This window comes from Proteus vulgaris, from assembly GCF_016647575.1.
Taxonomy (GTDB): Bacteria; Pseudomonadota; Gammaproteobacteria; order Enterobacterales; family Enterobacteriaceae; genus Proteus; species Proteus mirabilis_B.
Genome location: NZ_CP032663.1, coordinates 2,406,347 through 2,419,912, shown reverse-complemented (window position 1 = coordinate 2,419,912; position 13,566 = coordinate 2,406,347). Strand labels below are relative to the sequence as shown.

Genomic DNA, 13,566 nt, shown 5'->3' with positions numbered 1-13,566 from the left:
AATATAAAGGCATAATAGAATAATTAGAGGTTTTTAGTGTCAACTGCAAACACACCTGATGATGGACAAAAACCGAGCCTGAATGCGTTTAAACAGCCTCGTGCGTTTTATCTCATCTTCTCAATAGAATTATGGGAACGTTTCGGCTATTACGGTCTGCAAGGGATCATGGCCGTTTACTTGGTTAAAATGCTGGGCATGGGTGAAGCAGAAGCTATCACTGTTTTTGCTGCATTTACCGCATTAGTTTATGGCTTTGTTGCTATCGGTGGATGGCTTGGGGATAAAATCCTTGGTACTAAAAGGGTTATTATTCTTGGGGCAATCGTACTCGCAATTGGTTATGCAATGGTGGCATTCTCAGATCACGATAAAGACGTGATTTATTGGGGACTTGCAACGATTGCAGTAGGTAATGGTTTATTTAAAGCCAACCCATCTTCATTATTAGCAACATGTTATGAGAAAGACGATCCGCAATTAGACGGTGCATTTACGATGTACTATATGTCTATCAACGTAGGTTCGTTCTTATCTATGTTAGCAACACCGTGGTTAGCCGCTAATTATGGTTGGGATGTTGCGTTTGCATTAAGCGTTGTAGGTATGCTGATCACCTTAGCAAACTTTATGGTTTGTCGTGGTTGGATCAAAGATAAAGGTTCTAAACCTGACTTTGAACCGCTTAATTATTCAAAATTATTATTAACGCTGGTGGGTATCGTTGCATTAACTGCACTATCTACTTGGCTGTTACACAATAATGAAGTGGCAAGCTGGTCTTTAGCCATCATCTCATTAGGTATCATCCTGATTTTTGCGCGCGAAACCTTTATGATGAAAGGTGCTGCACGTCGCAAGATGATTGTTGCTTTCTTATTAATGGTTGAAGCCGTGGTCTTCTTTGTTCTTTACGATCAAATGCCAACGTCTTTAAACTTCTTCGCAATCCATAACGTAGAACACTCTCTGTTAGGTTTTAGCGTTGAACCAGAACAATTCCAATCACTTAATCCATTCTGGATCATGTTAGCAAGCCCACTGTTAGCGGCTGTGTATAACTTTATGGGTGATAAACTGCCAATGCCATATAAGTTTACCGTAGGGATGTTCCTAAGTGCGACTGCATTCTTAGTGTTACCACTGGGTGCAAGCATGGCAAATGAAGCCGGTATTGTGTCTTCATGGTGGTTAGTTGCAAGTTATGGTTTCCAAAGTATCGGTGAGCTGATGATTTCAGGACTTGGTCTTGCAATGGTTGCTCAACTTGTACCACAGCGTTTAATGGGCTTTATCATGGGCGCTTGGTTCTTAACTTCGGCAGCCGCAGCAATTATTGCAGGTAAAGTGGCAAGTTTAATGGCAGTACCAGAAGATGTGCAAAGTGCTCATGCTTCATTAGAAATTTATAGCAGTGTCTTCTTGCAAATCGGTATTGTAACAGGTGTTATCGCAGTTCTAATGCTGATCACAGCACCTATGCTGAGCAAAATGACACAGTAATTTTTGCCATTAAAAAAACAGGTTCTTAAGAAGAATAAAGGATGCCATAAGGCATCCTTTATTGTATGTAAATCGTACTTGTTTTTTACACTTTACTCATCATATAATCAGCAAAGAGTAAAGGAGGCGTTATGAATACCACAATACAAAAAAGCTCACCTCAAGCGTTATCAATAGAGAGAATGGCTGTTCTTAAAAGAATGGCTAATTTAACTCAAGAGTTAGTTGAAACATTAGCAGAGAAAAAAAGTTTAACTAATGCATTAGAAATGACAGATAACGAACTCGCTAGGCTTATTTTTGAAACACAGCTGGAGCGTGCCAGTGAGATATCGCCAAGGGAACAACGCCAAATTGCTCGTTTAAATGAAGGGGCTATTAAGTTTTCAGAGCAATTAAAAGCATTAGGCGGAACATGTCGAGCTAGCCAAGCCGCCGAAATTTTAGGTGTCAAACGCCAGACAATTAATAACCGCCTGAAAGCAAATAAACTATTAGCTGTTAAAGTAGGAGGCGAGTATCGATTACCCATATTTCAGTTTAATGGTAACCAGTTGATTGATGGTTTAGATGAAATCTTAGTTTTACTGGGTGATATGAGCTCGACCACCAAAGTCTCTTTTTTAACAAGCATGTATTTTTTTGATGATGACAAAAATCTTAATGTCATAGATGCATTAAAAAAATATGGACGAATGAGTGAGCAAATGCAGGAACTTATTCATCAAGCTAACCTTTTTGGTAAACACGTTGCTCTTTAATAAACAGCCCAGTATTGGGCTGTTTATTCGTCGATATTAATATCAAATTGCAATGTTTCTGTAATGATCTCAATTCCTGAAATATCATCATATAACCAATTTTGTGGGAAGTTTTCCTTTCTATTATCACTATAAGTATCAATAGAACAATGTGATAGCTCTACTAAAGGAGCAAGGCGCTCTTTCTTCGCCCAAAAAGCAGTACACATGCCCAAATAGTGCCTTGAGGGATATGTTATACCATCATAATCGAGCTCTGGTGTATTCGCTGCCCAGTCAACAATAGATTGAGTAAGGTTATAATGCTTGCCCGTCATTTTGTCGGCGGTGATATGCAGTATGCCTTGTAGTCTTGATATATCGATAAGCTTTGTTTTACGTGTAGTACTTAGTGTATATATCTGTGCTTTTTTTAAATCACTAGATCCAATAATAAAGTTTTTTCTGTTTTGATAAAGGCGTCCTAAAGATTCAGCAATTGCAATAACAGCATAATCAGCGGTATAGCAAATACCTGTTCTTGCTGTTGGATCATTATAACGACCCATTTCCAATACATTGCTTGGCGCAGAGTAATGTATACCTGATGAGTAAGACTTCCATTGCCAGCGTTTTTGTTGAATTTTTCTTTGTGTTTTACAAGGAATGTAACCTTGCAACTCAAGTATATTCAATTTCTTGTGGAGTCCTTTTCTGTTTTGATATGCCATCAGCTTTCAAATATTCCCTATTAAGAAAATAAAACGTTTGAATAGGGTAGAGTTCAATCAAAACCTTTTCAAGGTTTTGATTTTCAAAGTAATAAAATTCAGAAAAACTGCAAAACACAAAAAAATACCGCCCTTTTTAAGGGCGGTATTATATAAGGGGATACTTATAGAACATATTTATACATTGATAAAGGCTTAACCAATCACTTTATCAATCTGCAATGCAACATCTTTCTCTCTTGTTGTGGGTTTTACTGCCGCCCAACCTTTATACGCTAAAGGTAAGAAAGCGACTGCAATAGCTAATAATGATACGCCAGCGACATAATAGGCACCCGCCATTGCGGTTTTTTCTAACCATATACCTGTTAACATTGGCGTTAATCCACCGAATAAGGCATAAGCCATATTGTAAGCAAAAGACAAGCCAGAAAAACGAATTGATGGTGGAAATGCTCTTGTGCTAACAATCGGTGTAGTTGCAATCGCTCCTACAAAAAAGCCCATCAAACCATAGTTAAACGCTAACTGAAAACCTGTCATCGCGGCATCTAAACTGCCATAGAAATGGAATGCAGTAACAATCAAACCACCCCATGATAATGTCATTGACGCGCGCGTTCCTAATTTGTCACCAATCCAACCCCAGAATATACAACCTAAGGTTAACGTTAATGTTGCAACACAGTTCGCTTCTAATGACGTTGTTCTATCAATTTTATAGATCCCTTCAACAATAACGCCCGGTGTCATTAAAATGGTGACAACGATAGCCGTTGATAAAGACCATGTTAACGCAGCAGTAATTAAACACGCTTGTTTGTGGTTCTTAATAACTGAAACGACTGGCATTTCTTGTGCTAACGCTTTTTTCGCCGCCATCTCTTTAAAGATAGGGGTTTCTTGTAAAAAACGACGTAAGTAAACAGAGATTAAGCCAAATACGCCCCCTAAGATAAAGGGAATACGCCATGCAAAATCATTCACTTCTTGGCCGGTATAGCTACGTTGAACGATAATCGCAACGATGGAACCTAATAAAATACCGCCTGTAATACCTGAGGTTAATGTTCCTACACCTAATCCATAACGTTGTTTTGGCGTGTGCTCTGCGATAAATACCCAAGCACCCGGCATTTCACCACCAATGGCTGCGCCTTGCATAATACGCATTAATAACAACAACAATGGTGCTGCAACGCCAATGCTGGCATAAGTTGGTAATAAACCAATAACTAATGTTGGTACAGCCATTAAGAAGATACTTAAGGTAAACATACGTTTACGGCCAATAATATCTCCGTAGTGTGCCATAATAATGCCACCCAGAGGGCGAGCAAGATAACCGGCTGCAAAAATACCTAATGTTTGCATTTGTGCAATAAAGGCGTTATCACCAGGAAAGAACAAGTGGCTCAATGTTTTCGTAAAGAACACGAAGATCACGAAATCATAGAACTCCAAAGTTCCCCCTAGTGAGGATAAACCCAACGTTTTATAGTCGTTGCGGTTCAATGGTCTTGCCGTAGGTTGACTCAACGGCTGAGTGGAGTGTGATTGTGATGTCATAATAACAACCTATAATAATCATCGTGATAAAAATAATAAGTAATAAGTTCACAATTAAATTCTTTTTAAATTAGCGAATAAAATAGGGTGCAAATAAATAACAGCAAAAGGTTATTTAAAGACTATTTATGCGAGAAAGAATAATGTTGTGATGATGGTTTAAGTTATAACAGGAAGCTCTTAATAATGTAAATAGATGAAATTAAAACAACAGTATGAACTGGTTTTTTGGGGTTTTTTTAGATTATCTTGTTTTTGTTGTTGTTATTTTGTTTGTTTAAATATCGATATTTTAATAATTTACAACATAAAATAAAAATATTAAATGACTTACAAATAAGTAAGAACTCTGTATTTTTAAATAAAAAATGTTTAATGCTGAATATATTTATTCTAATTTAAATAACCGTAAATATAATAAATTAAGAGATACGTTAATTTATTATTTTCCAGAAATAAAGTTATTATTAGATAATTAAGAAAGCTAACAGTATTAATAATGAAAGATATGATCTGATAGAAAATGAATTATTAGAATATTCTACTGTATGTTAAATTCCCATCAATTGAAATTAAATTTCACTATTTATTTATTTGTTGAAATCAAAATCCAATAAAATTTACAATGATAACTTTATTTTTGTGTTTTTATGCATAATGTGGTTTTTCTTTGTTTTGCCATTAAATTAAAAATAAAAACAAAAAGAGGCATCAAAAAAACTATTCTTGGTTATAATTACATCAGGAAGTCAATTGATATGTCGGAGGATTTATGGTCTCTATCTCAATGAGTGCTGTTCTCTTAGCTGCAATTGTTCTGTTTGCATCACTTTCTATCGTCGCATTAGGTGGTAGTTTGGTATTAAAAACCATGCTTAATAACACCAATCAAAATGACAGCTATTTACTAAGTGCCTCTGTTAAAAAGACTTTTATTACTTCATTGATTATCGCATTGTTGCTTGTCTATTATTACCTTTCAACAACGGCTTAATTATTTATCGATATAAAAAACGCCACTGTATTTTATTAGCAGTGGCGTTAGTGTTATTGAGGCTTTTCTTAGACTAAGAAGATAGTTGCTAAACCTAAGAAGATAAAGAAACCACCGGTATCTGTAATTGCGGTTATCATAACGCTTGAACCAATTGCAGGATCTTTACCTAATTTAATCATTGTCATTGGGATCAATACACCCATCATGGCAGCCATTAAGAGGTTTAATACCATCGCCATTGTCATTACCGCACCCATAGCAAGGTCGCCATAGAGGAGGTAAGTGACAATTCCCATTATTCCCCCCCAAACAACGCCGTTAATAAAGGCAACACCAAGCTCTCTTAAAATTAAGAAAGAAAAGCTTCCGGTTTGAATTTGGTGTAGCGCTAATGCGCGAACAATCATTGTGATGGTCTGATTACCTGTATTTCCCCCAATACCCGCAACAATCGGCATCAATGTGGCGAGGGCGACTAATTGGGAAATGGTATCTTCAAAGACACCGATAACACGAGAGGCAACGAAAGCAGTACATAAGTTGATAGCCAGCCAAGTCCAACGTGTTTTAACAGCTTGACCGACGGGTGCGAAGACGTCTTCTTCTGGGCTCAAACCACCCATACGACGAATATTGGTATCGCTCTCTTCATGCATGTTATCAACGATATCTTCAACGGTTAATCGCCCCATTAGAAGACCGTTACTATCAACAACAGCTGCAGAAATTAAGTCATAACGTTCGAACGCGCCCGCTGCATCTTCACCTTTTTCTTCTGGCATAAAGCTAACAGTGTCTGTTTTCATTACATCAGAGACAAGCTTATCAGGAGATTGGGTTAAAACGGTGGTTAATGGAAGCTCGCCCAATAGATGATTTTTATTATCAATAACGAAAATTTTATCCGTTGCTTCAGGAATAGAGCCTCGTTGGCGTAAATAGCGCTGTACCGTTTTTAATGTGACATTGCCTCGCACAGTGACGAACTCAAAATCCATCATCTGACCGACACTGTCTTTTGGATATTGAAGAACTTCTCTTATTCTATTACGCAGGCTTGGTTCTAAATAGGTAAGAAGACGACGCATCGTATCGCGAGGTAAGTGCTCTGCGATATATGCTTGCTCATCCACATGTAATGTGGCGACCGATCGTAATAACTCACGGTCAGTCATATCTTTAATTAAGCTGTCCCAAACGGCGACAGAAGCTTCGACTAAAACAGCACCACGTTCATTATTATCAACCAAATGCCACAGGGCTAGACGTTCGTCATAGGGAAGGGCTTCAAGAATATCTGCAATATCTGCCGCGTGTAGATCTTGTAGTAATTCTCTAACAGTGGTGATTTTTTCATGAAGTTCATGGTGGCTCAGCCTATCATTTTCACTTGCTTCACCTAAAACGGTTTCAACAAAATGATCATCTTCGAGAAAGATGCTCAAAATTTGCTGACGCAGGTGTGCCACTTTTTGTGAATACGGATTGATGGCAGCCGCAGTATCATTGTTGATAGCTGTTTGAGACATGTTATTCCTTTTTAATTCTTACGAGGGAGATAACCATTGACACTAATTATTCCATTTTAGGATGATTATCGGTCTTCTCCGTATAAAAAATATGAATCTTGAACAATATTGCGTTGGTGATGTTCATATTATGGTCACAAATCAAACCTATGTTGTTATGTGATAGTTGTTGTATGATAGATGCAACAAAAGACGCATTGACTAGCGTCTTTTTCTGTATAATATCATATTGTTAAGCAGATTCCTCTTTTATATCCAGTTTCCAACCTGGAACCGACTGCCAATGCTCTTGTTCTTTTTCTAAATCCAATTCCATCAATGTGTTATCGGAAAGATATTTTTTAGGAAAATAAAGCGTCCAATGATTTTCATCTGTAACTAAACGCAAAGATGCGGGTTTTGTCGTCGATTGTCGCTGATTATTAAGTAAAGTTGCTAATCTTAGTATTTGTACGAGTGGGAAATACTGTTTCTTTTTATAAAGATTAAATTTTGGCAACTCATCTAACTTGATCCCTTTTCGGTGATAGCGAACTAGGGTTGTTAATAACAGTTGTTGTTCTTGATTAAAACCGGGTAAATCAGTATTTGAAAGAATATAGGCAGAATGACGATGTAACCCGCTTAAATTAATGCTTAATCCCACCTCATGTAACATGACAGCCCAGATTAAAATAGCTTCTAAATCAGGACGAACTAATTTAGGATTTTGCTGTGCCCACTGAGCGTAGAGAGACTGCATTGTTTCAAGAACACGTTTTGCTTGCTCTCTATCGATATTATAGTGCTCTGCAAGGCTTTTTGCTGTGCGTTGACGAATATCTTGATGGCGAAATCTGCCTTCCATTTCATAAAGTACACCTTCGCGTAATGCACCATCAGATAGGTGTAGAGCTTTTAATCCTAAAGAATCAAAAATCCCGCATAAAATTGCCAAACCCGGTACAAAAACATGTTTACGCTCATCGGATAATCCCGGTAGGGCGATATCTTTAAATTTCTTAAATCGTAAAACTTGTTTGGTGAGCATAAGCAGGCGCTCGGGTGTGATAACACCGTCTTTTTCACCAAACTCAACTAAGATCTCATAAGCGGCTTTAATCGTTCCTGAAGCCCCTAACGCCACATCCCAGCCAGTCATTTTGTATTGCCATGCAATTTTTTCCATTTTACGCGCGGCTTTTTCTCGTGCTTTACGAAAAGCGGATTCGCTGATTTTTTGTTCTGGGAAAAATTGACGGCTAAAACTGACACAACCCATGCGTTGGCTTTCGATTAAGATTGGTTCAAAATTTTCACCAATAACCAATTCTGTTGAGCCACCACCGATATCAATAACGAGCTTTCGACCTTTTTCAGATTGAGTGTGTTCAACACCCATAAAAATAAGTCGAGCTTCTTCGTGTCCCGAAATAATTTCGATAGGATAAGGAATAACTTCTTTGGCGCGTTGAAGAAAGACTTTCGCATTAGTGGCGACACGCAAAGTATGCGTTCCCACGACGGTGACATTTTCCGCAGGAAAGCCCTGTAACCTTTCAGCAAAAAGAGAAAGGGCTGAAAGCCCACGTAACATAGCCTCTTCGCTTAATTCGTTATCATCATCAAGCCCATCAGCAAGATAAACTCGCTGTTTTAAACGGCTTAATACTTGTAATGCGCCATTAACAACCCGCGCAATAATCATATGAAAACTATTAGAACCGAGGTCAATAGCCGCAATTTCTAAAGGACGTGGTGAAGAGTCATCTTGTGATAAAGGCATAGAATTACGCTCGTGGATCGGGTTGTTCTAACAATTTAATGTACTCATAGACAGCAAGCTGGGAACGGATCTTACGTTTATTTCCACGAGGAACATAGCTATTTGTTAAATCTTTATCGATATAACGTGCTTTTACGGTGTCATTAAATTGAATATCCAGAATATCAAGAACGCGCTGTTTAAGTTGAGGATCAAGCAAAGCCACTGCAACTTCAATACGATAATCAAGATTTCGCGTCATCCAATCCGCAGAAGAGAGAAAGATTTTTTCATCGCCTTTATTAGTAAACACATAGACACGATCGTGTTCTAAAAATCGGTCAACAATGCTGGTTACCTGAATATTTTCACTAAATCCCGGTTGATTAGGGACTAAAGAACACATTCCGCGTACTAATAATCGTACTTTTACGCCAGCTTCTGACGCGTCATAAAGGCGATTAACGAGCTCTTCATCAACTAAGTTATTCACTTTTAGTGTGATCCCTGCGGGATGTCCGGCTTGGGCACTGTGAATTTCGTTTGTGATTAATTGATTTAACAGAATACGCGAGTTTTGTGGTGAAACCATTAAATGTTCAAAAGTCACTGGACGATAAGGATTTTCAATAAAACTAAAGACGCGGCGCACTTCATTAGTAATTTCGGTATTCGCCGTTAATAATGAATAGTCAGTATAAAGACGCGCTGTTTTTTCGTTAAAGTTCCCGGTACCAATATGAGCATAGCGAATAATTTCACCATTTTCTAAACGTGAAATGATAAATAACTTCGCGTGAATTTTCAGACCTGGGGCTGAGAAAATAACGTGTACACCTGCTTCTGTCAGGCGTTTTGCCCAGTGAATATTTGCTGCTTCATCAAAGCGAGCTTGTAACTCAACGACAACAGTGACACGTTTGCCGTTATGCGCAGCGTGGATCATCGAATCAATGATCCGAGAATCTTTAGCAACACGGTAAATATTGATTTTTATTGAGATAACACTTGGGTCGAAAGAGGCTTGGCGCAACAATTCCAGCACATGCTCAAAGGTATGATAAGGATAATAGAGTAAGACATCGCGCTCACGTATTGCATCAAAGCCATTACGGAAATTATCAAACCACACATGGCGTAAGCGTGGGATCACTTTATTTAAAAGAAATTTACTCCCTTCATTTGGGAAGTTAATAAAATCTTTAAAATTATGATAACGACCACCAGCTATTACGGAGTCATTATTCGATAAACCTAATTTACTGCGCAGTAGTGCCACCATTTCATCAGGCATATCTCGCTGATAAACAAAACGGACGGGTTCTGCGGTAAGGCGCTGTTTTAATGTCGATGACATCATTTCAAGTAAACTAGATTCCATTTCTGTCGCGAGATCGTACTCGGCATCTCGCGTCATTTTCATGGAGTAAGCACTTAATGAATCATAATCAAAAAAGCCTTTAAATACCTCATCAAGACAGTAGCGTAAAATATTATCCAATAAAATCATGGATTTTTTCTTACTACGTCCTTGATCTGTCGGCAGAATAACAAAACGGGGTACTTTATCTGATGGAATTTCTAGCAGGGCGTAATGAATAATTTGCCCTTGCACAATTTCAACCGCTAAATAGGTATAGTCATCTTTAAGAAACTCAACTAAGTCTGTTTCAGGATTAATCAAAATAGGCGTGATGTGTTTTCTTAAATTTTGACGGAAGTATTGGCGTAACCAGATTTGTTGATTAGGTGAGATTTGGCGTTCGTTAATTAAAAATATTTGATTTCGCGCCATTTCAAGTAACAAATCATTATATAAGGCATCAAACTCTTGGTCAGCTTTAGCCACTTTTGACTGAATTTTCTTTATAAGATGGCGAGCATGACTTGATGCAGAGCGTGAACCACGCTCTTCATTAATTAAAATACGGCGTTTTACATCGGCAAAACGAACCTTGTAGAACTCATCAAGATTATTTGAATAGATCCCCAGAAACCTGACTCTTTCAATTAACGGGTTTCGTTTATCAGCCGCCTCTTGTAATACACGTTCGTTAAACGCAAGCCAACTGATCTCTTTATCAATATAGAGTCGTTCCTGGGACATCTGAACTCCAACAAGGGTTAAAGTTAAAACTTAATATCTGAATAAATCAGACGTGTTGCTTAATGGTCGCACCCGGCTTAACAAAATTTTCGGGTTTCGCCTCTTTGGCTTTTTGTTCAAAATAAGGCGCTTGGAAAGTACACATTCTAATCGCAGAACGGTAGGCACCGTTAACAAAAAACTCATCTATTAAATCACCTTCTTTTTTAAAGCCAAGCTTTTCATAAATATGAATCGCTTTAGCATTCTCTTTATCGACGATCAAATAGAGTTTGTATAAATTAAGTACAGAGAAAGCATAATCCATCGCCAATTTTGCGGCTCGCGCAGCATATCCGTGGCCTTGATGTGCAGGTGCGATGATGATTTGGAATTCAGCACGACGGTGAACATAATCAATTTCAACCAACTCGACAAGCCCAACTTTAGTGCCGTCACTTTCGGCAATAAAACGGCGCTCGCTTTGGTCGTGAATATGTTTTTCATAAAGGTCGCTTAACTCGATAAAAGCCTCATAAGGCTCTTCAAACCAATAGCGCATAACGCTGGCATTATTATCAAGTTGATGGACAAAAGAGAGATCTTCTCGTTCGAGAGGACGTAATTTTATAGGTGGAACTTTCTTACCACCGGACATAAGCACCTCGGTGAATGCATTGAATAAAAAGAGAAAAGGGTGACACAAAAAAAGTCACGCAAGCTACAGTGTAGCACAATGTGACTTTTTATCTTAAACGAAATAGTTAACCAAGATTGTCGAAAAGCGCAATATCATCGAGAAAGGCTTGATTATTCTGCATTTTTAATCGCTCGTCAGCTAACCAACCGATCGCTAATGGATAAATACGATACTCTTCAGTTTGTATTCTTGCTTGTAATGATTGTTCAGTATCATCTGGCAAAACAGGAATACGCGCCTGAATAATCATGGGACCACCATCAAGCTCTTCTGTAACAAAATGGACGGTAACGCCATGAAAAGAGTCTTTATTCGCTAAAACTTGGCGATGAGTGTGTAATCCGGGATATTTAGGAAGTAAAGAAGGATGAATATTTAATAATTTATGCTGATAATGAGTGACAAAATCAGGCGATAAAATACGCATAAAACCAGCTAGAACCACAATATCGGGCTGATAAGCATCGATTTTTTCAATTAACGCTTTATCGTAATCCGCTCTGTCATTGTATAGAGTCGGATCAACAAAATAAGCTGGAATATTAGCAAGTTTTGCTCGTTCAAGACCGTATGCATCGGCTTTATTACTTAAGACAGCAACCACATTACCTGTGATTTTATTTGCCCTACAGGCGTCGATAACCGCCTGTAGGTTGCTGCCGTTTCCTGAGATAAGGACGACAATATTTTTCATTCACATGCTTTCATTAGTTAATAATAACTTGTGCTTCACCAGCTGCTTGTGGCGCAACTTCACCAATTAACCATGCGTTTTCACCACATTCAGCCAGATGCGCTAATGTTTTTTCAACGTCATTTGGGTTAACGGCAATTAACAATCCAACGCCACAGTTAAAGGTGCGATACATTTCATGTGTGCTGACTTGTCCGGCATCTTGTAGCCATTTGAAAACCAGTGGCCATTCCCAACTTTTACTTTCAATACGCGCTTGCGTGTTTTCAGGTAATACGCGAGGAATATTTTCCCAGAATCCGCCACCTGTAATATGTGCCACAGCATGGATATCTACATTTTCAATTAATGAAAGCAGTGACTTCACATAAATACGAGTAGGGGCTAATAGGTGATCGGCTAATGATTTATCGCCTAATGATGTGCTTTCAGCTTGTGTATTGCTAACTTCAAGAATTTTTCTGACTAATGAATAGCCATTAGAATGAGGACCACTTGATGCTAAAGCGATTAGCGCATCGCCAGCTTTAACTTTGCTACCATCGATAATTTCTGATTTTTCAACCACACCGACACAAAAGCCTGCGATATCATAATCGTTACCGTGGTACATTCCTGGCATTTCAGCAGTTTCACCGCCAACTAACGCACAACCAGATTGCTTACAACCTTCTGCAATACCTGTTACTACGCGTGCTGCGGTATCGACATCTAATTTTCCTGTGGCATAGTAGTCAAGGAAGAAAAGGGGTTCTGCACCTTGAACAATCAAATCGTTGACACACATTGCGACTAAATCAATACCGATGTCATCATGGCGATTTAAATCCATCGCAAGGCGAAGTTTAGTTCCTACGCCATCTGTGCCTGAAACTAAAATAGGTTCACGGTATTTAGATGGAATTGCACAAAGTGCGCCAAAACCACCTAAACCCCCCATAACTTCAGGACGGCGGGTTTCTTTTACTACACCTTTGATACGATCGACTAAAGCATTACCTGCATCAATATCGACACCGGCATCTTTATAGCTGAGAGAGGATTTGTTAGTCACGTAGAGCCCTCACGGCAAGTTGCTGTTAAGAAAAAATGTGTGCGGACGCTATTCTAACAGGCAAAGCAAACGTTTGCGAGGATCTTCTTTATAGGTCACAATTATTCATGTTGGTGTGGTTAAAAGCTGTGCGTTTGATCAATATCAATAGAAAAACGATGGAATGTTGGCAAAAAAGCGGTATAATCTCGCGATTTTTTTGTCAGGCTGCGTCGTACA

Annotated in this window: 11 protein-coding genes; 3 read left to right on the top strand and 8 right to left on the bottom strand. The window is 38.5% G+C overall.

All coding sequences use genetic code 11. The features are described from left to right. Positions 1-36: 36 nt before the first annotated feature. The gene (dtpA, locus tag D7029_RS11320) at positions 37-1,503 is read left to right on the top strand and encodes a dipeptide/tripeptide permease DtpA (RefSeq protein ID WP_161711437.1); all 1,467 of its coding nucleotides are present in this window, start codon (positions 37-39) and stop codon (positions 1,501-1,503) included. Positions 1,504-1,634: 131 nt separating this feature from the next. Next, on the top strand, positions 1,635-2,264 hold the full coding sequence (locus D7029_RS11315; RefSeq protein ID WP_161711438.1) for a DNA-binding protein: 630 nt from the start codon (positions 1,635-1,637) through the stop codon (positions 2,262-2,264). Between the two features lie 23 nt (positions 2,265-2,287). On the opposite strand, the gene D7029_RS11310 is transcribed toward D7029_RS11315, so the two are convergent. Next, entirely contained in the window at positions 2,288-2,938 is a 651-nt protein-coding gene (locus tag D7029_RS11310) for an RES family NAD+ phosphorylase (protein ID WP_228766672.1), read from the bottom strand. Positions 2,939-3,169: 231 nt separating this feature from the next. Then, positions 3,170-4,543 carry an MFS transporter gene (locus D7029_RS11305; RefSeq protein ID WP_088495286.1) on the bottom strand — a complete coding sequence of 458 codons (1,374 nt, stop codon included), beginning with the start codon at positions 4,541-4,543 and terminating at the stop codon, positions 3,170-3,172. 772 nt (positions 4,544-5,315) lie between these two features. On the opposite strand from D7029_RS11305, the gene D7029_RS11300 reads away from it, so the two are divergent. Beyond that, a complete protein-coding gene (locus tag D7029_RS11300; protein ID WP_194950731.1) occupies positions 5,316-5,537 on the top strand; it encodes a hypothetical protein in 222 nt (73 codons plus the stop codon). Between the two features lie 68 nt (positions 5,538-5,605). Here the strand turns inward: D7029_RS11300 and mgtE are convergent, their stop codons facing one another. The 6 genes from mgtE to purM form a co-directional block, all read right to left on the bottom strand. Further along, on the bottom strand, positions 5,606-7,069 hold the full coding sequence (gene mgtE, locus D7029_RS11295) for a magnesium transporter (RefSeq protein WP_088495288.1): 1,464 nt from the start codon (positions 7,067-7,069) through the stop codon (positions 5,606-5,608). Between the two features lie 232 nt (positions 7,070-7,301). After that, positions 7,302-8,834, bottom strand: coding sequence for an exopolyphosphatase (gene ppx / locus D7029_RS11290; RefSeq protein ID WP_194950730.1), 1,533 nt, complete (start codon positions 8,832-8,834; stop codon positions 7,302-7,304). Positions 8,835-8,838: 4 nt separating this feature from the next. Next, positions 8,839-10,920: a polyphosphate kinase 1 gene (gene ppk1 / locus D7029_RS11285; RefSeq protein WP_075671908.1), complete on the bottom strand. Its 2,082-nt coding sequence runs from the start codon at positions 10,918-10,920 to the stop codon at positions 8,839-8,841. Positions 10,921-10,966: 46 nt separating this feature from the next. Then, on the bottom strand, positions 10,967-11,557 hold the full coding sequence (gene speG / locus D7029_RS11280) for a spermidine N1-acetyltransferase (protein WP_088495291.1): 591 nt from the start codon (positions 11,555-11,557) through the stop codon (positions 10,967-10,969). 106 nt (positions 11,558-11,663) lie between these two features. Continuing rightward, positions 11,664-12,293, bottom strand: a complete 630-nt coding sequence (gene purN, locus D7029_RS11275) for a phosphoribosylglycinamide formyltransferase (RefSeq protein ID WP_194950729.1) — start codon at positions 12,291-12,293, stop codon at positions 11,664-11,666. A 13-nt stretch (positions 12,294-12,306) separates the two neighbouring features. Then, on the bottom strand, positions 12,307-13,347 hold the full coding sequence (gene purM, locus D7029_RS11270; RefSeq protein ID WP_194950728.1) for a phosphoribosylformylglycinamidine cyclo-ligase: 1,041 nt from the start codon (positions 13,345-13,347) through the stop codon (positions 12,307-12,309). Positions 13,348-13,566 lie beyond the last annotated feature (219 nt).